The following is a 20,141-nucleotide window of genomic DNA, read 5'->3' on the forward strand; positions in this document are numbered from 1 at the left end:
GAGAACTGAAGTGCCCACCGATAAGACGAGCACGCTCGACGACGTGGTCGCCGAACTGCACGACGGCATGACGATCGGCGTCGGCGGCTGGGGTTCCCGGCGCAAGCCGATGGCGCTGATCCGCGCGATCGCACGGTCGGACGTCAAGGATCTGACCGTGGTGACCTACGGCGGCGCCGATCTCGGTCTGCTGTGCGCGGCGGGCAAGGTGAAGCGCGCGTACTACGGCTTCGTCTCTCTCGACGCCGCGCCGTTCTACGATCCGTGGTTCGCGAAAGCGCGCACGTCCGGTGCGATCGAGTCCCGCGAGATGGACGAGGGCATGGTCAAGTGCGGACTCGAAGCCGCTGCGGCACGACTCCCGTTCCTGCCGATCCGCGCGGGTCTCGGCTCGGCGGTCCGCGAGTTCTGGGGCGACGAGCTCAAGACCGTCGAATCGCCGTACCCGGACGCCGACGGTCGCACGCAGACCCTGGTCGCGATGCCGGCACTCAAACTCGACGCCGCGGTGGTGCACCTGGACGTGGCCGACGCGCACGGCAATGCCGCCTACACCGGCGTCGACCCGTACTTCGACGATCTGTACCTGGCCGCCGCCGATCGTCGTTACGTGGAGACCGACGCCATCGTCAGCACCGAGGAGCTGGTCTCGTCGGTGGAGCGCGAACGGCTCATCGTGAACCGCATGAACGTCGACCGCGTGGTGCACACCCCGAACGGTGCGCACTTCACGTTCGCCGGCGGATACGGGCGTGACAACGCGTTCCTGAAGCATTACGCGACGGCGGCCGCCGACGACGAGAACTGGGCGGCGTTCCGCACTCGCTTCCTCGACGTCGACGAGGCCACCTATCAGAACGAAGTCACCGCGTGGCAGGCCGAGCAGGAGGACACCAAGTGAGCGTCACCGAAACCACCACAGCCATCACGCGCGCCGAGTACTGCGTCGTGGCGTGCGCGGACATCTTCACCGGCGCCGGCGAGATCATGGCGTCGCCGATGGCCACCAACCCGCTGATCGGCGCGCGCCTCGCACGGCTCACCACCGAGCCGGATCTGCTGATCACCGACGGTGAGGCGCTGATTCTCGCCGACACCCCGGCCGTCGGGCAGTCGGGCGCCGTGGAGGGGTGGATGCCGTTCCGCAAGGTCTTCGACGTCGTCGCGTCGGGGCGTCGACACGTGGTGATGGGCGCCAACCAGATCGATCGCTACGGCAATCAGAACCTCTCGGCGTTCGGTCCGCTGCAGCAGCCGACCCGACAGATGTTCGGCGTCCGCGGTGCACCCGGCAACACCATCAACCACCCCACCAGCTACTTCGTCGGCAATCACTCCACGCGAGTGTTCGCCGAGCAGGTCGACGTCGTCTCGGGCGTCGGCTTCGACAAGGTGGACGAGCGCAACCCCGCGTTCGATGCGCTGAACATCCACCGCGTCGTCACCAACTTCGGCGTATTCGATTTCGGCGGCCCCGGGCACACCATGCGGGCGCTGTCGCTGCACCCGGGAGTGACCGCCGAGCAGGTGGCCGAGAACACCGGATTCCCGATCGCCGACCTCGAGAACGCTCCGGTCACCGTCGCACCGACCGCCGAGCAGTTGCGTCTGATTCGCGAGGTGCTCGACCCGAAGGGCTTGCGCGACCGCGAGGTCCGCTCGTGACCGCACCCGCACCGCTGCCCACTCGGTTCACCGAGATGGTCGGGATCGAGTACCCGATCGTGCAGACCGGCATGGGGTGGGTCTCGGGTCCGTCGCTGACCGCGGCGACCGCCAACGCGGGCGGACTCGGAATCCTCGCGTCGGCGACGATGACGTTCGACGAGCTCGAGTTCGCGATCAAGAAGACCAAATCGCTGACCGCCAAGCCGTTCGGCGTCAACCTGCGGGCCGACGCCACCGACGCCGCCGAGCGCGTCGACCTGATGATCCGCGAGGGTGTCAAGGTCGCGTCGTTCGCCCTGGCGCCGAAGCAGGAGCTGATCGCCAAGCTGAAGGACAACGGCCTGGTGGTGGTGCCGTCGATCGGTGCGGCCAAGCATGCGGTGAAGGTCGCGTCGTGGGGCGCGGACGCGGTGATCGTGCAGGGCGGCGAGGGCGGCGGCCACACCGGTCCGGTCGCCACCACGCTGCTGTTGCCGTCGGTCATCGACGCACTCGGCGGCGGCGACGGTCCCACCTCCATCCCGGTGATCGCGGCGGGCGGATTCTTCGACGGCCGCGGTCTCGTCGCCGCGCTCGCCTACGGCGCCGACGGCGTCGCGATGGGCACCCGTTTCCTGCTCACCTCGGACTCCGCTGTTCCCGACAGCGTGAAACAGGAGTACCTGCAGCGGGGTTTGAACGACACGGTGGTCTCGCTCAAGGTGGACGGCATGCCGCACCGGGTGCTGCGCACCGATCTGGTGAACGCACTCGAGAGCGGGTCGCGCGTCAAGGCGCTCGTCGCCGCGGCGCGGAACGCGAGCGAGTTCAAGCAGCTGACCGGCATGCGCTGGACCAGCATGCTGCGCGACGGCGCTGCGATGAAGAAGTCGGGCGAGCGCACCTGGCAGCAGATCATCATGGCGGGCAACACCCCGATGCTCCTGAAGGCCGGTCTGGTCGACGGCAACACCGACGCAGGCGTGCTGGCGTCCGGTCAGGTGGTCGGGATGATCGACGACCTGCCGTCGTGCCAGGAGCTGATCGATTCGATCATGACGCAGGCGCACGCCCGGCTGGCGGCGTTGGGTCAGATCGCCGGCTGACGTCCACCCGAACGCGGCGCCGCTCACCTCATCCTCCGCAGATAGGGAACAATGGGAACTATGGCGTCAACAGAATTCCGAATGGATGGATCCCTCGCACGTGCGGCCCGACACCTCAGCCAAGTCTCGCCGCGCACGATCGCTCGACACGCAGGCATCAAGCCCGAGGCGTTGCGACAGTACGAGAAGGGCGGCAGTTCGCTCAGCGATGCGGAGGTGCAGCGCGTCACCGAGGCGCTGGTCCACTACGGCGCGCACTTCATCCCCGAGGACGAGTTCGGCGGCGTCGGCGTCCGACGCAAGTTCACCCAGACCAGCGTCCAGCTGATCGAGACGTGGGAGAGCGAAGGCGGGCCCGTCGGCGACGACGACGTCTGACCAGCCTCAGCGTCCCTTCCACGACAGGGTGTCGGGCAGGCCGGCGAGCGTGAAGAGTTCGGTCTCGAAGAACGCGCCGACGTGGGCGATCTCGCCGTCGACGATGGTGAGCACGTCGAGCTGAAAGCGTCGCCAGACGTCGCCGTCGCGCATGTACATGCCCGCGGCGGGAAGCCCGTTGCAGGTGGTCTTGACCATCCGGATGTCCCCTGCCTGCTTGGCCGGGCACTGGGTGCTGTTGAGGATTCCGATCGACTCGCGGCCGCGGTACCAACCGGGGAACGGCGGCATCTCCCACACCGCGTCGGCGGCCAGGACGCCGACGACGCCGGGAATGTCGTGCCGCTCGAACGCTGAGCAGAACTCGTCCCATACCTGCTTCTCGTGCTCGGACAGTTCAACAGCACGTCGCCCCTCCTGCCGTGCGCCGTCGCCGATCGTGGCACGAGCGCGCGCCAAGGCGCTGTTGGCCGCCGCGACCGACATGCTCAGCGTCGTCGCGGTCTCCGCCGCGCTGAACGCGAGGACGTCGCGCAAGATGAGCACGGCGCGTTGCCGGGCGGGCAACTCCTGCATGGCGGCGACCATCGCCAGTCCCACGCTCTCGCGCGCGGTCACCTGCGACGCCGGGTCGCCGAGCGCGCCGTCGGGCAGCGGTTGCAGCCACCGGATCTCGTTGTTCGCGATCACCGGTTCACGCGGGTCGGCCGCGTCGGTCCCGAGACCGGTCGGGAGCGGCCGCCGGGCTCGGCCCTCCAACGCGGTCAGGCAGGTGTTGGTCGCGATCTTGTACATCCAGGTCCGGACCGACGACCGTCCCTCGAAACGATGAAACGCCTTCCACGCACGCAGGTACACCTCCTGCAGGACGTCTTCGGCGTCGGTCGCCGAGCCGAGCAGGTGATAGCAGTGCACGAGCAGTTCGGCGCGCAGTGCGCGGGTCGCCTCGTCGAAGGCGCGGTCGCCGGTCATGGTCTGGTCAGTGTCCGTTCTGCGCGGCGGCGTAGTTCTCCGGCCCCGCCTCCACCGCGGCGGGATCCATCCACATGATCTCCCAGCCGTGGCCGTCGAGGTCGTAGAACGAGCTGCCGTACATGAATCCGTGGTCTTCGGTGTTGCCGAACGTCGCGCCCGCGGCGAGCGCCTTGCCGACGATCTCGTCGACCACCTCGCGGCTGTCGGCGTCGAGGCACAGGATGGCTCCGCTGGTGGTCGTGGCGTCGATGACTTCCCGGCCGGGCACGAAGGTCTGGTAGAAGTCGCGCCGCAGGAGCATGGCGACCTGAGTCTCGCCGAGCACCAGCGCGGCGGCGTTCTCGTCGGAGAACCGCTCGTCGAATCGGTAGCCGATCGCCCCGAAGAACGCCTTGGAGGCGTCCAGATCGGCGACGGGCAGGTTCACGAAGATCATCTTGTGCATGGCGGGTTCCTCTCGTCTGCGGTTCCCCGGTGGGATGCCGTCATAGAGATAGACCGCGGTGGTGACCGAAACTGATCGGTGTCGCCGAAGAAACTTTCAGCGCGGTGAGACCTCGCGGATGGTCGGGCCGTCGTCGGGGACGCTGACCACCGTGATCTCGTCACCGGCTTCGACGCTGCCGCGCTCCACCACCCGCAGGTATGGCCCCACCCGGCCCTCGTGCGCGAAACGCTTCACCCAGCCCGGACCGTCGTCGCCCATCCAGCGGGCGAACGTCTGGCACGGGATGCGCGGTGAGGTCACCTCGACGATCACCGTCGCGCCGATCCGCCACCGCTCGCCGATCCGGGCGCCGTTCACGTCGATGCCGACGGTCCGCAGATTCTCGCCGAAGAAGCCGAGCGGGATCTCGCGTCCGAGTTCGGTCGCCCAGAAGTCGGCGTCCTCCTGCGCGTACGCGTACAGCGCCTTGTCCGGACCGCCATGGTGTTTCCGATCGGCCTGCACATCCCCGTAGACGCCGTATTCGCCGATCCGTACCGGGCCGTCGACCGGGCGCTTGTCGATCGCCGTGGTGCCGACCGCGCCGGAGTCCGGATGAAGCCGTGCCACGACGCAGATCGCCGTCACCTCTGCCATGCGGGCCAGGGTACCGACCGGCGGCTGTCGTTTCGCGTCTCAGCGACGAGTCGTGAGGAAGGCTCCCGCCGACAGCAGCGTGCACACCAGCACCACCGTCGCCATCGGCACTGCACTGGTCGATCCGCCGAGCCCCGCGAGCGGCGGCACGATCGCCCCGACGACGAACTGCAGCGTGCCGAGCACCGCCGACCCCGACCCCGCGTTGTCGCGCACTTCGCCGAGTGCGAGCGCCGTCGCATTGCCCGCGGTGAGTCCGAACGACGACGTCAGGCAGAACATGAGCACCAGCAGCAACCAGTGCACGCCGGGTGCGAACACCGTCGTCAGCATCATCGCGATGCCGACCGTCACGAACATGCCGACGCCGACGGCGAGCAGCCGCTGCGGCCGGACCCGGCCGACGAGTCGGGTGTTCACGGTGCCCGCGATGCCGATGCCGATGGCGTTCACCGCGAAGAGGATCGAGAACACGCCGGGCGAGAAGCCCATCAGATCCTGGATCACGAACGGCGACGCCGAGATGTAGGCGAACATCGCGCCGAAGCCGATCGAGAACGTCAGCGTGTAACCGAGGTAGCGGCGGTTCCGCAGCACCACGCCCATGTTGTGGGCGATGGAACCCGCCTCGAACGGATGCCGCCGCTCCACGGGAAGGGTCTCCGGCACACAGGTGAGAACCGCGAGCAGCATCACGAGGGCTAGGCCGGTGAGGACGTAGAAGATGCCGCGCCAGCCGATCGGCCCGATCAGCGCCCCACCGAGCAGCGGCGCGACCACCGGCGCCGCACTGGTGATGATCATCATGATGCTGAAGAGCTTGGCCGAGCGGTCGCCGGAGGTGCGGTCTGCGATCACGGCGCGAGCGACGACGACGCCGATGCCGCCGGTCAGCCCCTGCATGAAGCGGAACGCGATCAGAACCCCGATCGACGGAGCGAGAGCACACCCGATTCCGGCCACGATCAACAGTGCGGTGCCGAGGATCAGCGGGCGTCGTCGTCCCAGGCTGTCGGAGAGCGGGCCCATGAGCAACTGCCCGGCCGCCAGCCCCAGCATGAACGTGGTGAGCGTGAGCTGGGCCGCCGCCGGCGAGGTGTGCAGGTCGTCGCCCAGTGCCGGGAGCCCCGGCAGGTACATGTCGATGGCCAGGGGCGCGATGGCCGACAGCAGCGCCAGCGTCGCAAGCATCGGGACGGGGATCGACGGTTTACCCGCCGTCGCCGCGGTAGCAGACATGCGATGACGGTACCGCCGTCGCGCAGAGATTCCCGAATCGTCCGCCGTCACCGGTAATCTCCCGATCGTGGACTTCTCCCTGCTGCAGCGCGCCCCGGACGTCGACGGTCCCGACCTCGCCGCGTTCGACGCCGCCGACCGGCTGATCCTGGACCAGGCCACCGATCTGATCGCGGGCAGCGCGCCCGGCACGGTGACGGTGATCGACGACGCGTACGGCGCTCTCACGCTCGGCGCCCTCGCGGCCGGAGCCGTCGACGTCCGCAGTCACCAGGACGCCCTCACCGGTCAGCGCGCGCTCGCCCGCAACGCGGAGCGGCTCGGCGCCGCCGTGACGCAGGCCCCGTTCGACGCCTCCGCGGTCGCCGGCGCCCGAGTGGTGCTGATGCGCCTCCCACGCAGCCTGGATCGACTGGCCGAGGTCGCCGCGCTCCTCGCCGCGCACGCCGAGCCCGACGTCGTCGTCGTGGCGGGCGGACGCATCAAGCACATGTCGGTGGCGATGAACGAGGTGCTCGGTGAGTTGTTCGAGCGCATCGACGTCAGTCATGCCCGCCAGAAGTCGCGGGTGCTCTTCGCCCGTGGTCCGCGCGCCGACCACGGCGCCGAACTGCTCGCGACCTGGCCGCGCACGCAGCGGCACGACGACCTCGCGCTCACCGTGGCCGCGCACGGCGGCGTCTTCGCGGGCACCCGCGTCGACATCGGCACGCGCTTGCTCCTCGGCGAACTCGATGCGGCGCTGCCCGACGCCTCGACCGCCGTCGATCTGGCCTGCGGCAGCGGCGTCGTCGCGAGTGCGCTGGCGCTGGCCCGTCCGCACGCGGCCGTGATCGCCACCGATCGTTCCGCCGCAGCCGCGGCGTCGGCCCGCGCCACCGCGGCCGCCAACGGCGTCGCCGACCGGGTGACGGTGGTGCAGGCCGACGGTCTGGAGACGGTCGGCGACGCGTCACAGGAACTGGTGGTGCTGAATCCGCCGTTCCATGCCGATGCCGCGCTCTCCACCGGTATCGCCCGTCACCTCTTCTCCGATGCGGCCCGCACGCTGGCGCCCGGCGGCGAGCTGTGGTGCGTGTGGAACTCGCACCTGCGCTATCGCCCCGCGTTGGAGAAGATCGTCGGACCCACGCGGCAGATCGCGCGGAATTCGAAATTCACGGTGACGGCATCGGTCGCGCGCTGACGATCACGGGCAACAGACCGTGCATTCCCCGTCTCGCGGTGACGCACCACTTCTCGTTCCCGCACTCCGTCGCGCCCCAGTGCGGAACTGACGACGGTCTCGATAAACTGCGTGCTCGCTCCGCTCGCAGGCAGCACTCGACCAGCGTGGGGAGGCATCCCCATTGAGAGCATCGGTGCCGGGCCACTGCCGAGCACTCGACCACCGTGCGGACGGCCATCAGCGGGAATCAGCTAGCGCGGAAGAATTCCGTCGAGCACGATCGACAGATACTGATCGGCGATCTGCTCGACGGTCATCGAACCGCCCGGCCGGTACCACCGCACGGCCACCCAGACGGTGTCGCGCATGAAGCGGTAGACCAGGTCGATGTCGAGATCGGCGCGAAAATCGCCTTCGTCGACGCCGCGGCGCAGCACCGACTCCCACAGCCCGCGGAATTCGACATTGCGTTCGCCGATGTAGCCGAAGCGCTCCTGGCTGCTCAGCTGGCGAGACTCGTTCTGGTAGATCGCCACGGCCGTGTGCTTGGTATCGATCGCCTCGAAGGAAGCGATCACCAGCTGCCGCAACGTCTGGGTCGCAGGCAGTTCGGCGCCGACGATCTCGCGATAGCGCGCGAACAGGGCGTCGAGGAATTCGCGCAGGAGCTCGTCGACCATCGACTCCTTGGAGTCGAAGTGATGGTAGAGACTGCCCGACAGGATGCCTGCCGCGTCGGCGATGTCGCGTACGGTGGTTGAGCGCAGACCACGATCGGCGAACAACTGCCCTGCGATGCCGAGGAGTTCGTCCCGCCGACTGGGTCCGCTGGTCGTAGTCTTCGACGCCACGATGCCTCCTCGCATTCCACTCCACACCGACCCTAGCAAACGCTTGGTTGGCTACTGTGTCAGGGTGCCGAAACACCACCGCGGACTCGTTTCCGAGTCCGCGGCGGCAGGATGAGACAGACGCTGATCAGCGCTTCTTCGCAGCCTTCTTGACGGCACGACCGTTCAGGAACCGCCACAGCTTCAACTGCATGTCGGTCAGACGCTTGTCACGCTTGGTGAACGGCGCGGTCATGATCTCCGCGAACGAGATCGGCATGGTCGAGACGGTCACCGCGCGCGCATGGCTGAAGGTGTTGAACCCGAACTCACCGTGGTAGTTGCCCATGCCCGACCGGCCGACGCCGCCGAACGGCAGCCCCTGCGAGAGCAGGTGCAGCGCGAAGTCGTTGCCCGAGATGGATCCGCTGCGGGTGTTGTCCGCGACGGTCTTGAGGTTCTCGTTGTCGTCGCCGACCCAGTACAGCGTCAGCGGGTGACCCGCGGAGTTGATCTTGTCGATCGCCTCCGACAGTTCGCGGTACGGGTACACCGTCAGCACCGGACCGAAGACCTCGTCGTCCTCGATCTTCATGCCCGGGGTGACGCCGGTCAGCAGCGTGGGCGGGATCTTCCGCGCAGCGTCGTTCGGCAACTGCTCCCCTGCGGGCACCACCTGACGCTTGGCGGCGCCCAGCTCCACGGCGTCGTCGATCAGGCCGACGATGCGGGTGTAGTTCTTCTCGTTGATCGTCGACGTGTAGTCGGCGTTCTCGACGATGCTCGGGAAGTTCTTGGTCCAGCGCGCCATCACCTTCTCGGTGAACTCGCCGACCTTGGCCTCCGGCACGAAGACGTAGTCGGGGCACAGGCACACCTGGCCGCCGTTGATCATCCGGGCGTCGGCCAGGAAGTTCGCCGCCTTGGTGATGTCGGTGGTCGCGTCGACGATCGCCGGGTTCTTGCCGCCCAACTCCAGCGTGACCGGTACCAGGTTCTTCGCCGCCTCCTGCGCGACCGAGGAGCCGACCTCGGGCGAGCCGGTGAAGAACATGTGGTCGACCTTGAGCTTCGCGAAGTCCGAGCCACCGCCGTGCTTGCTGGTGATGACTGCGAACTCCTCGACCGAGAAGTAGTCCGGCGCCACGCGCGCGATCAGCTCCGTGGTCTTGGCGGTGATCGACGACGGCCGCATCAGCACGCGGTTGCCCGCCGCCAGGGCCGACGCCGCCGGAACGAACGTCAACTGGAGCGGGAAGTTCCACGGCCCCATGATCCCGACGACACCCAGCGGGTCGCGGCGCAGCCGCTGCTTGTAGCCGATGAGTCCCTGCAGTTTGGCGACGTTGGTCTCGCGCATCCACTTCTCGGCGCTGTGCCGCTGGTGCGCGATGTCGATCATGCAGCCGGCCACGTCGGCGGCGATCGAGAGATCGCGCGGCCGCGTACCGAAGTCGGCGTTCAGCGCTTCGGTGATGGCGTCGGCGTGATCGAGCAGCAGCTGCCCCAGCCGGTTGATCCGATCGATGCGCGTGGCCGCGTCCGGGATGCCGTCACGCAGGAACGCGACCTTCTGGATCTCGAGGAGTTCGTCCAGCGTGTGCGCCTCGGACGACACCTTGTCCCCCGCACGGACGGTCACATCAGCAGGCTTGGTCATTCCACACTCCACTCAGATTTGATTGAGACAGATTTGCCTTCTCATCCCAAGTGTAGCCGTCGCGTGGTCTCAATCACAGGGGCCGTCAGCCCAGCCGCTCGATGATCGTCACGTTCGCGGTGCCGCCGCCCTCGCACATGGTCTGCAGTCCGTAGCGTCCACCCGTGCGCTCCAGCTCGTTGAGCATGGTTGCGAACAGTTTGGCGCCGGTGGCACCCAGCGGGTGGCCGAGTGCGATGCCGCCGCCGTTCGGGTTCACCCGGGCCGGATCGGCGCCGGTCTCCTTCAGCCAGGCCAGTACGACCGGCGCGAACGCCTCGTTGATCTCGACGACGTCGATGTCGTCGATGCTCATCCCCGTCTTCTTCAGGGCCCACGCAGTGGCCGGGATGGGGGCGGACAGCATCATCACCGGGTCGTCGCCGCGGACCGTCATGTGGTGGATGCGCGCCCGCGGGGTGAGCCCGTACTGCTTGAGCGCGCGCTCCGAGACGACGAGCGTCGCCGACGCCCCGTCGCAGATCTGGGAGGCGACGGCCGCGGTCAAGTCGGAGCCCTCGGCGAGGACGTTCAACGATGCCATCTTCTCCAGCGTGGTCTCGCGCGGGCACTCATCGACCACGCAGTCGCCCAGCGGGACGTACTCGTTGTCGAAGTGCCCGGCAGCGATCGCGGCCTTGGCCCGCTGGTGGCTGGCGAGCGCGAACTCCTCCATGTCGAGCCGACTGATGTCCCACTTCTTCGCGATCATGTCGGCGCCGACGAACTGACTCACCTCGGCGTCGCCGAACCGTTTCTGCCACCCCGCCGACTCGGCGAACGGCGTGGTGAAGCCCAGCGCCTGGCCGGCGATCATCGCCTGACTGATCGGGACGGCGCTCATGTTCTGAACGCCGCCGGCCAGGACCACGTCCTGCGTGCCGCTCATGACGCCCTGCGCCGCGAAGTGGATCGCCTGCTGGCTGGATCCGCACTGGCGGTCGACGGTGGTTCCGGGAACGCCGAGCGGCATGCCTGCGGCCAGCCATGCGGTGCGGGCGATGTTGCCTGCCTGTGGTCCGACGGTGTCGACGCAGCCGAGGACGACGTCGTCGACCACCTCGGGGTCGATGCCGGTGCGCTCGATGATCGCGGTGATCACGTGCGCGGCGAGGTCTGCCGAGTGCACGGCGGCGAGCGATCCGCCGCGTTTGCCGACGGGGGTGCGGACGGCGTCGACGATGTAGGCCTGCGGAGTTGTCATGCTGGTGCTTCTTTCGAGAGGGTCAGGCGCGCTGACTGGAGACGGCGACGACCTCGCCGGTCATGTACGTGCTGTAGTCGCTGGCGAGCATGGCGACCACCGAGGCGATCTCCCACACTTCGGCGGCACGACCGTAGGCCTCGCGGGAGGCCAGTTCGTCGAGCAGATCGTCGGACGTGACCTTCGCCAGGAAGGGATGCTTGGCGATGGACGGGGAGACGGCGTTGATGCGGACTCCGTCATCGGCGGCCTCGACGGCCGAACAGCGCGTCAGCGCCATCACGCCCGCCTTGGCCGCGGCGTAGTGCGCCTGCCCGCGCTGGGCGCGCCAGCCGAGGACGGAGGCGTTGTTGATGATGGAGCCGCCGTGGTCGGCGTCGCGGAAGTACCGCAGGGCGGCGCGGGTGGCGCGGAAGGTGCTGGTGAGGGTGATGTCGAGGACGCGATCCCACTGCTCGTCGGTCATGTCGGCGACCGGCGTCTCGCCGCCGAGGCCCGCGTTGTTGACCAGGACGTCGATCCGCCCCAGCTGGGCCGCAGCGCTGCTGATGAGGGCGTCGACCTGTTCGGTGCTGGAGACGTCGCAGATGAATGAGCACACCTGGCGGTCGCCGAACTCGGCCTGCAGCTTCTCGACGGTCTCGCCGAGACGGCGCTCGTGGAAGTCGGAGACCAGCACGTCGGCGCCTTCCATGAGGACGCGTCGGGCGGTGGCGAAGCCGATGCCGGTGCCTGCGGCCGCGGTGACGACGACCTTCTTGCCGGTCAGGAGTCCGTGGCCGGGCGTCTCTTCTGGCGGGGTGGCGAGGGGTGATGCGGGTCGGGTCATGCGGGTCGTGCCTCTCGGGGAAGGCCGAGAACGCGCTCGGCGATGATGTTGCGCTGCACTTCGTTCGAGCCGCCGTAGATGGTGTCGGCACGGGTGAAGAGCAGCAGGCGTTGCCACTCGTCCAGTTCCACGTGCTCGGGGTCTCGGAGGTCGTTGACCCGGCCCTCCGTGGTGGCGGGCGGGCCGATGAGCGTCGGTGCGCCGACGACGGCGGCGGACAGCTCGCCGAGGTCGCGGTGCCAGTTGGCCCACAGCAGCTTGGTGACCGAGGCGGCCCCGGTCGCGGAGACGATGTCCCCAGACAGGGTTCTGCGCGCGTTGGCCTCCATGACGGTGAGTCCGACCTTGGCTCGACGCAGACGGCCGAGGATCTCCGGGTCGTCGATCGCACCGTTGCGGCGGGCGACGGCGATGAGGTCGTCGAGTTCGCGGCGGAAGCCGACCTGCTGACCGAGGGTCGAGACGCCGCGCTCGAACTGGAGCAGCCCCATCGCGACCTTCCAGCCGTCGCCGGGCTCGCCGACGATCAGGTCGGCGTTGGTGCGGGCGTCGTCGAAGAAGACCTCGTTGAACTCGGAGGTGCCGGTGATCTGCTGGATGGGCCGGATGGTGACGCCCGGTTGATCGAGCGGGACCAACAGGAAGCTCAGACCTTTGTGACGGCTCGACTGCTTCTCAGTCCGGGCGATGACGAAGCACCACTGCGACAGGTGGGCGAGAGACGTCCAGATCTTCTGCCCGTTCACGATCCACGCGCCGTCGTCGAGCACCGCGGAGGTGGCCACGGCGGCGAGGTCGCTGCCCGCGCCGGGTTCGGAGTACCCCTGCGCCCAGAGTTCGGTGACGTTCACGATGCCGGGCAGGAAGCGCTCCTGCTGCGCGGGGGTTCCGTATTCGATGAGGGTCGGGCCGAGGAGCTCCTCGCCGAGGTGATTCACCCGCGCCGGGGCGTCGGCTCGCGCATACTCCTGGTGGAAGATGATGCGCTGCTCGATCGTCGCACCTCGGCCGCCGTGTTCACTCGGCCAGCCGAGGCAGGTCCAGCCGGACGCTGCGAGGTGGCGATCCCACTCGAGACGTTCGGCGAAGAACTCGTGCTCGCTGCCCGGTCCACCGCGGCCGCGGAGTTCGGCGAACTCACCGACCAGATTCTCGTCGAGCCAGCTGCGGACGGCTTCGGCGAACACGGTCGCCGCGTTCGGCGTCGCCGCTGCCCATTCGCCCAGATCGACGCTGCGATCGGCGAGATTGATCGTCGTCATGACCGCTAGCTTAACCTACCAAGCATTTGCTAGGTTTTGACCATGCTCCCGAACCCGCTGACCACCCCCGCAGCCCTGCATCGTGCCGAGAATCAGTGGCCCGACGGCGTCGCCGTCGTCGACGACCAGTGGGGTGCGCGCGTCAGCCTCACCTGGCCCGAGTTGGCCGACGAGGTCCGACGATTCGCGGCAGGTCTCATCGGACTCGGGGTCCGGCACGGCGATCGCGTGGCCGTCTGGGCGCCGAACAGCCACCACTGGCCGATCGCTGCGCTCGGCGTCCAATACGCCGGCGCGGTCCTGATCACCTTGAACACCCGATACACGGTGAGCGAGGCATCCGACATCATCGAGCGCTCCGGTGCGCAGGTGGTCGTGGTGTCCGGAGCGTTCGGCGGCATCGACCGCCTCGCCGAAGTGGTGGGATCGACGATTCCCACCGGCCGCAGCGTCGTCTCGATTCCCCTCGACGACGCCGCCGCGGGCCCCGACGTCATCGCGTGGAGCACGCTCCTGGCATCGGCGACCGACGAGTTGCTGCAGCAGGCACGGGACCGGGCCGACGCGGTGCGCGCGGACGATCTGTCCGACATCCTCTTCACCTCCGGCACCACCGGCGCGCCGAAGGGCGTGATGGCCGAGCACCGGCACACCGTCCACGGCGCCCACGCGTGGGGCGCGAACGGTCGGCTGTCGGAAACCGACCGTTATCTGATGGTGAATCCGTTCTTCCACACCTTCGGCTACAAGGCCGGGATCCTGCCCTCGATCCTGTTCGGCGCCACCATGGTCCCCCTCGCCGTCTACTCGCCGTCGGCGTCGATGGACGTGGTCTCGCGGGAGAAGATCACCGTCTTCCCCGGCGCACCGACCATCTTCCAGACCATTCTGGACGCCCCCGACCGCGATCAGCACGACCTCTCCAGCCTGCGCCTGATCGTCACCGGCGCCACCATCGTGCCCGTGGTGCTGATCGAACGTCTCCAGTCCGATCTCGGCGTCGAGACCGTCGTCACCGCCTACGGGCAGACCGAGACCAGCGGATTCATCACCACGTGTCGACCGGACGACGACGCCGTCACCGTCGCCACCACCTGCGGTCGAGCGTTCGACGGCATGGAGGTGACGCTGTCGGAGCAGGGCGAGGTCCTCACGCGCGGACGGATGGTGATGCGCGGCTACCTCGACGATCCGCGGGCCACCGCCGAGACCATCGACGCCGACGGCTGGCTGCACACCGGCGACATCGGCGCCCTCGACGACCGCGGCAACCTCACGATCACCGATCGCCTCAAGGACATGTACATCTGCGGCGGCTTCAACGTCTATCCCGCCGAGGTGGAACAGGTGCTGTCCCGCTTCCCCGACGTCACCGAGGCCGCCGTCATCGGCGTTCCCGACGCTCGTCTGGGCGAGGTCGGCAAAGCCTTCCTCACCGTGCAGCCCGGCGCGACCGTCTCCCCCGACGCGGTCGTCGCCTTCGCCAAGGAGCACCTCGCCAACTTCAAGGTCCCGCGCGTCGTGGAGATCATCGAAGCCCTCCCGCGCAATGCGTCGGGCAAGATCCTCAAGCGCGAGATGCGTTGACGTCCTCGTCAAGGAATCCCCGATTCGACCCGAAATGCGGCCCGCTGAACAGTAACCAGCCGCTCCGGGGATTCATTTACGAGCGCCGCAGAATGAACCGCTGAATCTTGCCGCTCGGCGTCTTCGGCAACGAGTCCACGAAGTGCACCACCCGCGGGTAGGCGTGCTTGGAGTACTGATCGCGGACCAGGTTCTTCAGTTCGGTCTCGAGCGTCTCGGTGCCGTCGACGCCGGCGCGCAGGACCACGAAGGCCTCGACCACCTCGCCGCGGATCCCCTCCGGATCGGGACGGCCGACCACCGCGACCTCACTGACCGCGGCGTGTCCGGCCAGAACGCTCTCCACGTCGAACGGTCCGATGCGGTAGCCGGCGGCGAGGATCACGTCGTCGTCGCGCGAGGTGAAGGAGAAGTACCCCTCGTCGTCCACCTTGCCGGTGTCGGCGGTCAAGTACCAGCCGCCGTCGTCGGTGAAGCGTTCGGCCGTCTTGTCGGGCGCGCCGTCGTACTCGGTGAACCACAGCAGCGGGCTGCCCTCGACGTCGATCGCGATCTGCCCGTCGACGATGCCGCAGGTGTAGCCGGGCATGGCCTGGCCCATCGAGCCGACTTTCAGCGGCTGGGCGAGTTCGGGGTGCCAGTGGTTGCCGATGACCATGCCGAGCTCGGTCTGACCGTAGTGGTCGCGCACCTCGCAGCCCAGGTTCTCCACACCCCACGAGACGATGTCCGGGGTCAACGGCTCACCGGCCGACGACGCGCGGCGCAGGCTGATGCGACTCAGGTCGGCGCCCGCGCGCAACGCGCGGTAGATGGTGGGTGCGGCGGCGAAGTTGGTGACGCCGAACTTCTCGATGACCGCGACGGTCGAGTCCGGGGTGAAGCCCTGGTTCAGCAGCAGGCTGGTGCGGCCGGCGACCATCGGCGCCAACAGTGCGTAGTACAGGCCGTACGCCCAGCCCGGGTCGGCCGCGTTCCAGAAGACGTCGTCCGCACTGACGTCGAGCGAGTAGTGCAGGTAGGTCTGGAACGACGCCAGGCAGTAGAGCGGGACCGGGACGCCCTTCGGTTTGCCGGTGGTTCCCGACGTGTAGAGCTGGATCAGTGTGCCGTCGCCGCCGATCGCGACGGACTCGGCCAGCGGCTGCGCGTCCGCCGATGCCGCGACCAACTCGTCGACGTCGAGCACCGTGACCGCCGAGATCGGATCCACCTTCTCGCGCTGCCCGGCGTCGGTGACGACGAACCGGGCGCCCGACCCTTCGGTCCGGAGTTCCACGGCGCCGGTCGCGAAGGCCGTGAACAGCGGAACGTGGACCGCGCCGAGCCGCCACAGTGCCACCAGCGTCACCACCAGCGCTCGACGCTTCCCCAGCAGGACCGGCACGCATTCACCACGCTCGATCCCCTTGCTCGCCAACACCGTCGCCATGCGGCGCGATTCGTCGGCGAGCTCGCCCCAGGTCAGCGACACCGACGTCAGGTCCGGCTCGACGAGGGTGAAGGCGACGGCGGCGGGATCGTGGCGGTCGCAGAGAAGGTTGGCGGCACTGGCCTCCGGGCTCCGGTAGGTCTCCAACCACGCCTGCGTCTGCTGGTCCGCGTTCATTCCACTCTCCACTCGTCTCGAGGACACGATCTGAGACAATGATCGTTGTGACCCGCGACACCGGCAACCCTCCGAAGAGGGGTACGCCTTCTGACGAGCTCGGTCGGCACCTGCGCCGGCCACTGGAGCGACTCCGCAGGCACACCGGCGCCAGCCTCGCCTTCGCCGGTCGGGTGATCCCCGGTCGCGACACCGACGATGCGATCGAGTTGAGCTACTTCGACGGCGACCTCGTCGGCCCGCTGCGCGGCATCCGTCTCGATTCCGGCCACGGACTCGGCGGCCGCGTCCTCACCAGCCGTCGCGCCACCGCCCTGCGCGACTACTTCGAGTCACCGCTGATCACCCACACCTACGACGCGGTGATCCGCGCAGAGCAGCTGTATTCCATCGTCGCCGCGCCGATCATCGTGGGCCGCAAGCAGATCGGCGTCCTCTACGCGGCACGACGCAGCAGGCACGACCAGATCGACGCCGCCCTCGACGCCGCCGCCGACGAAGCCCGCGCCGTCGAACAGCAGTTGACGGTCTCGGAGGTCCTCGGCATGCGGACCGAGGACGAGGAGATGGAGTTGGCCGCCTGGCGCAGTCGCGTCCAGGACTCGTACACCAAGCTGCGCGGTCTGGCCGATTCGGTCGACGACCCGTCCGTGCGGGCGCAGATGCTGGAGATCGCAGCCGAGTTGGCGGGTCAGGCGCCCGACGACCAGGTCGCCGTCCACCTCACCGGTCGCGAGCAGGACGTCCTCGACCTGCTCGGCGCGGGCCTCACCAATCCCGCGATCGCCGACCGACTGGGGATCGGACTGCACACGGTCAAGGGCCACGTGAAGTCCCTGCTGGTGAAACTCGATGCGTCATCCCGCTTCGAGGCGGTCGTGAACGCGCGTCGGGTGCGGTTGATCCCGTAGCGTCCTGCGTCATTCGGTCGATCGACCTCCTGTCACGCCGCCCGACCGGGTTCCGACAGTCCCGGTAAGCGGTCTCCACCCACACACGCAGGCGCATTCCGCGGTCGGACCGCTGCCGCTCCCTGCGGGAGGAAGTGATGATCATGCGCAAGCGCATCCGCACGACGACTCGCATCGCCGCAACCACCCTGGCCGCCATCGGCATCGCTGCCGGGACTGGAGCCGTCGGCGTCGGAACCGCCTCGGCCGACGGACTTCCCGGCGGACCGTATTGCAACGGCCCGGCCAAGATCCTGGCGGAGTCGAACTGGTCGCGAGTCGCCATCTGCCCGGTGCAGGGTCCGACCGGCTGGGCGTACAAGGGCGTCGCGAAGACCACCGGCGACAGCATCGCGTTGTGGGGCGCCACCTGGGACGAGAACGGGTACCACGCCTACAACAACGGCTACACCTACCACGTGCACCCGGATCGCCTGTTGATCACCGCACCCAACGGAGCGGTGATCGCCAACGAACCGTGGATCAGCTACCAGCGACGCTGACCGGCACAGCGTTCGTTGGATCTGCGCCCGTGGAGGGCGCAGATCCAACGAACACATCTCAGTTCTGGATCGGCTTCACCAGCGGGAACAGCACCGTCTCGCGGATGCCGAGACCGGTGATGGCCATCAGCAGGCGGTCGATGCCCATGCCGGTGCCCGCGGTCGGCGGCATGCCGTGCTCCATGGCGGCGAGGAACTCCTCGTCGAGGACCATGGCCTCGTCGTCGCCTGCCGCGGCCAGTCGCGCCTGATCCACGAAGCGCTCGCGCTGGATCACCGGGTCGACGAGCTCGGAGTAGCCGGTCGCGAGCTCGAAGCCGCGCACATACAGGTCCCACTTCTCGACCACGCCGGGAATGGTGCGGTGCGACCGCACCAGCGGCGAGGTCTCGACCGGGAAGTCGCGGACGAAGACCGGCTCGTCGAGCTTGCTGCCGACGAGGTGCTCCCACAGCTCTTCGACCAGCTTGCCGTGGCCGTACCCCTTGTCCTTGGGGATGTCGAGGCCGACGCGGGCGGCGATGGCCAGGAGTTCCTCGACGCTCGTCTCGACCGGTACGATCTCCTCGCCGAGCGCCTCGGACAGGGACGGGTACATCGACAGCGAGGTCCACTCACCGGAGAGGTCGTAGGTGCTGCCGTCGGGCATGGTCGGCGTCAGGGTGCCGACGGCGCCCAGCGAGACGGCCTGAACCAGTTCGCGGATCAGGACGGCGGCGTCGTCGTAGGTGCCGTACGCCTGGTAGGTCTCGAGCATCGCGAACTCGGGCGAGTGCGTGGAGTCGGCGCCCTCGTTGCGGAAGTTGCGGTTCACCTCGAAGACGCGCTCGATGCCACCGACCACGCAGCGCTTCAGGAACAGTTCCGGCGCGATGCGCAGGTAGAGGTCCATGTCGAAGGCGTTGGAGTGGGTGACGAACGGGCGGGCCGCGGCGCCGCCGTGCAGCGTCTGCAGCATCGGCGTCTCGACTTCGAGGAAGTCGCGGTCGGTCATGAACTTGCGGAGCTGCGCCATCGCCTCGACGCGCGTGCGGGCGACGGCACGCGCCTCGGGCCGGACGATGAGGTCGACGTAGCGCTGGCGGACGCGTGACTCCTCATTCATCTCCTTGTGCGCGACGGGCAGCGGTCGCAGCGACTTGGACGCCATCTCCCAGGCGTCGGCCATCACCGACAGTTCGCCGGTGCGCGAGCTGATCACCTCTCCGTGGACGAAGACGATGTCGCCGAGGTCGGTGTCGGCCTTCCACCGGGCGAGGGACTCCTCGCCGACCCCGTTGAAGCTGACCATCGCCTGCAGCTGAGTGCCGTCGCCCTCCTGCAGGGTGGCGAAGCAGAGCTTGCCCTTGTTGCGGAGGAAGATGATGCGGCCTGCAACGCCGACCTGAACTCCGGTCTCGGTGCCCGCCTCGAGGTCCGGGTACTCCTCACGGATCTGTTTGAGGCTGTGGGTCCGTTCCACTGCGACCGGATACGCCTGACGCCCCTCATCGAGGATCCGCGTCCGCTTCTCCTGGCGCACCCGAACCTGCTCGGGGGTCTGATCTGCAGTCTGGTCGCCTGATACCTGGTCACTCACGCACCCCAGGTTATGCGGCCCACCTGCGTCAAGACCAATCGAGCTGGGGTGGTGTGTCAGTGCACACCGAACATGACGAGGAACTCGTCGCCGACGCTCCCGTTGATGTGCGCCGAGCGCAGTGCGGCGTGCCCGCCGACCACGAAACGTGCACCGGACACCCCGCGCGCCTGCAGATGCCAGGCCAGCATCTCGGCGTCGTAGCCGTCATCGGAGATCAACACCCAACGGGCGTCGATCGACGCCGACCGCAATCGGTTCGGCGAATCGGGGGCCAGGAGGTCGAGCGCTTCGGCGGCGTCGACGGCGATGGCACCGACGAGCGCGCCCTCCGCCGTGCGAGTCGGCAGGTCGCGGAGATCGACGGCGACGGCGCCGTCGGACAGCGCGGCACGGTACTGGCGGGCCTGCAGCGACAGCGGCGCGGCGGTGTACGAGGTGGTGACAGGGCGGGCGAAGGCGAGCGTCATGGCGAGGGAGTCCTCTGGTGAT

The 20,141-nt window shown here is 68.3% G+C and carries 20 protein-coding genes; 8 read left to right on the top strand and 12 right to left on the bottom strand.

Features of this window, described 5'->3' with window-relative positions; all coding sequences use genetic code 11:
* Positions 1-10 precede the first annotated feature (10 nt).
* From GH2_RS07515 to GH2_RS07530, 4 genes are all read left to right on the top strand, one after another.
* On the top strand, positions 11-901 hold the full coding sequence (locus tag GH2_RS07515; protein WP_066165257.1) for a CoA transferase subunit A: 891 nt from the start codon (positions 11-13) through the stop codon (positions 899-901).
* The gene (locus GH2_RS07520; protein ID WP_066165263.1) at positions 898-1,665 is read left to right on the top strand and encodes a CoA-transferase subunit beta; all 768 of its coding nucleotides are present in this window, start codon (positions 898-900) and stop codon (positions 1,663-1,665) included. Before GH2_RS07515 ends, GH2_RS07520 begins: the two co-directional genes overlap by 4 nt.
* Positions 1,662-2,753 carry an NAD(P)H-dependent flavin oxidoreductase gene (locus GH2_RS07525; protein ID WP_066165265.1) on the top strand — a complete coding sequence of 364 codons (1,092 nt, stop codon included), beginning with the start codon at positions 1,662-1,664 and terminating at the stop codon, positions 2,751-2,753. Before GH2_RS07520 ends, GH2_RS07525 begins: the two co-directional genes overlap by 4 nt.
* A gap of 81 nt (positions 2,754-2,834) precedes the next feature.
* Positions 2,835-3,131: a helix-turn-helix domain-containing protein gene (locus GH2_RS07530; RefSeq protein WP_239588415.1), complete on the top strand. Its 297-nt coding sequence runs from the start codon at positions 2,835-2,837 to the stop codon at positions 3,129-3,131.
* A gap of 6 nt (positions 3,132-3,137) precedes the next feature.
* Here GH2_RS07530 and GH2_RS07535 read toward each other — a convergent pair whose 3' ends face one another.
* From GH2_RS07535 to GH2_RS07550, 4 genes are all read right to left on the bottom strand, one after another.
* Positions 3,138-4,103 carry an RNA polymerase subunit sigma-70 gene (locus tag GH2_RS07535; protein WP_066165273.1) on the bottom strand — a complete coding sequence of 322 codons (966 nt, stop codon included), beginning with the start codon at positions 4,101-4,103 and terminating at the stop codon, positions 3,138-3,140.
* A 7-nt stretch (positions 4,104-4,110) separates the two neighbouring features.
* Positions 4,111-4,551, bottom strand: a complete 441-nt coding sequence (locus GH2_RS07540) for a VOC family protein (protein WP_066165275.1) — start codon at positions 4,549-4,551, stop codon at positions 4,111-4,113.
* Between the two features lie 96 nt (positions 4,552-4,647).
* Positions 4,648-5,190, bottom strand: a complete 543-nt coding sequence (locus tag GH2_RS07545; RefSeq protein ID WP_066165277.1) for an MOSC domain-containing protein — start codon at positions 5,188-5,190, stop codon at positions 4,648-4,650.
* 39 nt (positions 5,191-5,229) lie between these two features.
* On the bottom strand, positions 5,230-6,429 hold the full coding sequence (locus GH2_RS07550) for a multidrug effflux MFS transporter (protein ID WP_239588416.1): 1,200 nt from the start codon (positions 6,427-6,429) through the stop codon (positions 5,230-5,232).
* Between the two features lie 67 nt (positions 6,430-6,496).
* Here GH2_RS07550 and GH2_RS07555 point away from each other — a divergent pair, with 67 nt between their 5' ends.
* On the top strand, positions 6,497-7,615 hold the full coding sequence (locus tag GH2_RS07555) for a class I SAM-dependent methyltransferase (RefSeq protein ID WP_066165283.1): 1,119 nt from the start codon (positions 6,497-6,499) through the stop codon (positions 7,613-7,615).
* 233 nt (positions 7,616-7,848) lie between these two features.
* On the opposite strand, the gene GH2_RS07560 is transcribed toward GH2_RS07555, so the two are convergent.
* The 5 genes from GH2_RS07560 to GH2_RS07580 all read right to left on the bottom strand — a co-directional run bounded on the left by GH2_RS07560 (position 7,849) and on the right by GH2_RS07580 (position 13,421).
* Positions 7,849-8,463 carry a TetR-type transcription factor C-terminal domain-containing protein gene (locus tag GH2_RS07560; RefSeq protein WP_066165285.1) on the bottom strand — a complete coding sequence of 205 codons (615 nt, stop codon included), beginning with the start codon at positions 8,461-8,463 and terminating at the stop codon, positions 7,849-7,851.
* 112 nt (positions 8,464-8,575) lie between these two features.
* The gene (locus tag GH2_RS07565; protein ID WP_066165290.1) at positions 8,576-10,087 is read right to left on the bottom strand and encodes an aldehyde dehydrogenase family protein; all 1,512 of its coding nucleotides are present in this window, start codon (positions 10,085-10,087) and stop codon (positions 8,576-8,578) included.
* Between the two features lie 85 nt (positions 10,088-10,172).
* Positions 10,173-11,330: an acetyl-CoA C-acetyltransferase gene (locus GH2_RS07570; RefSeq protein WP_066165294.1), complete on the bottom strand. Its 1,158-nt coding sequence runs from the start codon at positions 11,328-11,330 to the stop codon at positions 10,173-10,175.
* Positions 11,331-11,352: 22 nt separating this feature from the next.
* Positions 11,353-12,159: an SDR family oxidoreductase gene (locus tag GH2_RS07575; protein ID WP_066165299.1), complete on the bottom strand. Its 807-nt coding sequence runs from the start codon at positions 12,157-12,159 to the stop codon at positions 11,353-11,355.
* On the bottom strand, positions 12,156-13,421 hold the full coding sequence (locus GH2_RS07580) for an acyl-CoA dehydrogenase family protein (protein WP_066165302.1): 1,266 nt from the start codon (positions 13,419-13,421) through the stop codon (positions 12,156-12,158). The genes GH2_RS07575 and GH2_RS07580 overlap by 4 nt, the downstream gene beginning before the upstream one ends.
* 42 nt (positions 13,422-13,463) lie before the next feature.
* Here GH2_RS07580 and GH2_RS07585 point away from each other — a divergent pair, with 42 nt between their 5' ends.
* A complete protein-coding gene (locus tag GH2_RS07585) occupies positions 13,464-15,008 on the top strand; it encodes a FadD3 family acyl-CoA ligase (RefSeq protein WP_066165306.1) in 1,545 nt (514 codons plus the stop codon).
* A gap of 76 nt (positions 15,009-15,084) precedes the next feature.
* Here GH2_RS07585 and GH2_RS07590 read toward each other — a convergent pair whose 3' ends face one another.
* On the bottom strand, positions 15,085-16,617 hold the full coding sequence (locus GH2_RS07590) for an AMP-binding protein (RefSeq protein WP_066165309.1): 1,533 nt from the start codon (positions 16,615-16,617) through the stop codon (positions 15,085-15,087).
* A 38-nt stretch (positions 16,618-16,655) separates the two neighbouring features.
* Here GH2_RS07590 and GH2_RS07595 point away from each other — a divergent pair, with 38 nt between their 5' ends.
* Both GH2_RS07595 and GH2_RS07600 read left to right on the top strand, forming a co-directional pair.
* Positions 16,656-17,528 carry a helix-turn-helix transcriptional regulator gene (locus tag GH2_RS07595; protein ID WP_239588417.1) on the top strand — a complete coding sequence of 291 codons (873 nt, stop codon included), beginning with the start codon at positions 16,656-16,658 and terminating at the stop codon, positions 17,526-17,528.
* Positions 17,529-17,671: 143 nt separating this feature from the next.
* Complete coding sequence (locus tag GH2_RS07600) at positions 17,672-18,070, top strand: hypothetical protein (protein WP_066165529.1); 399 nt, start codon at positions 17,672-17,674, stop codon at positions 18,068-18,070.
* A gap of 58 nt (positions 18,071-18,128) precedes the next feature.
* Here the strand turns inward: GH2_RS07600 and lysS are convergent, their stop codons facing one another.
* Both lysS and GH2_RS07610 read right to left on the bottom strand, forming a co-directional pair.
* Positions 18,129-19,649 carry a lysine--tRNA ligase gene (gene lysS, locus GH2_RS07605; RefSeq protein ID WP_066165312.1) on the bottom strand — a complete coding sequence of 507 codons (1,521 nt, stop codon included), beginning with the start codon at positions 19,647-19,649 and terminating at the stop codon, positions 18,129-18,131.
* Between the two features lie 56 nt (positions 19,650-19,705).
* A complete protein-coding gene (locus GH2_RS07610) occupies positions 19,706-20,119 on the bottom strand; it encodes a hypothetical protein (RefSeq protein ID WP_066165315.1) in 414 nt (137 codons plus the stop codon).
* Positions 20,120-20,141 lie beyond the last annotated feature (22 nt).

The organism is Gordonia hydrophobica NBRC 16057, assembly GCF_001592365.1.
Taxonomy (GTDB): Bacteria; Actinomycetota; Actinomycetes; order Mycobacteriales; family Mycobacteriaceae; genus Gordonia; species Gordonia hydrophobica.

Excerpts from the sequence above, each read along its gene's own strand:
- GH2_RS07580 (WP_066165302.1), bottom strand. The coding sequence starts at position 13,421 with ATGACGACGATCAATCTCGCCGATCGCAGCGTCGATCTGGGCGAATGG.
- GH2_RS07565 (WP_066165290.1), bottom strand. The coding sequence starts at position 10,087 with ATGACCAAGCCTGCTGATGTGACCGTCCGTGCGGGGGACAAGGTGTCG.
- GH2_RS07535 (WP_066165273.1), bottom strand. The coding sequence starts at position 4,103 with ATGACCGGCGACCGCGCCTTCGACGAGGCGACCCGCGCACTGCGCGCC.
- GH2_RS07575 (WP_066165299.1), bottom strand. The coding sequence starts at position 12,159 with ATGACCCGACCCGCATCACCCCTCGCCACCCCGCCAGAAGAGACGCCC.
- GH2_RS07595 (WP_239588417.1), top strand. The coding sequence starts at position 16,656 with ATGATCGTTGTGACCCGCGACACCGGCAACCCTCCGAAGAGGGGTACG.
- GH2_RS07560 (WP_066165285.1), bottom strand. The coding sequence starts at position 8,463 with ATGCGAGGAGGCATCGTGGCGTCGAAGACTACGACCAGCGGACCCAGT.
- GH2_RS07600 (WP_066165529.1), top strand. The coding sequence starts at position 17,672 with ATGCGCAAGCGCATCCGCACGACGACTCGCATCGCCGCAACCACCCTG.
- GH2_RS07570 (WP_066165294.1), bottom strand. The coding sequence starts at position 11,330 with ATGACAACTCCGCAGGCCTACATCGTCGACGCCGTCCGCACCCCCGTC.
- GH2_RS07530 (WP_239588415.1), top strand. The coding sequence starts at position 2,835 with ATGGATGGATCCCTCGCACGTGCGGCCCGACACCTCAGCCAAGTCTCG.
- GH2_RS07585 (WP_066165306.1), top strand. The coding sequence starts at position 13,464 with ATGCTCCCGAACCCGCTGACCACCCCCGCAGCCCTGCATCGTGCCGAG.
- GH2_RS07550 (WP_239588416.1), bottom strand. The coding sequence starts at position 6,429 with ATGTCTGCTACCGCGGCGACGGCGGGTAAACCGTCGATCCCCGTCCCG.
- GH2_RS07545 (WP_066165277.1), bottom strand. The coding sequence starts at position 5,190 with ATGGCAGAGGTGACGGCGATCTGCGTCGTGGCACGGCTTCATCCGGAC.
- GH2_RS07590 (WP_066165309.1), bottom strand. The coding sequence starts at position 16,617 with ATGAACGCGGACCAGCAGACGCAGGCGTGGTTGGAGACCTACCGGAGC.
- GH2_RS07610 (WP_066165315.1), bottom strand. The coding sequence starts at position 20,119 with ATGACGCTCGCCTTCGCCCGCCCTGTCACCACCTCGTACACCGCCGCG.
- GH2_RS07540 (WP_066165275.1), bottom strand. The coding sequence starts at position 4,551 with ATGCACAAGATGATCTTCGTGAACCTGCCCGTCGCCGATCTGGACGCC.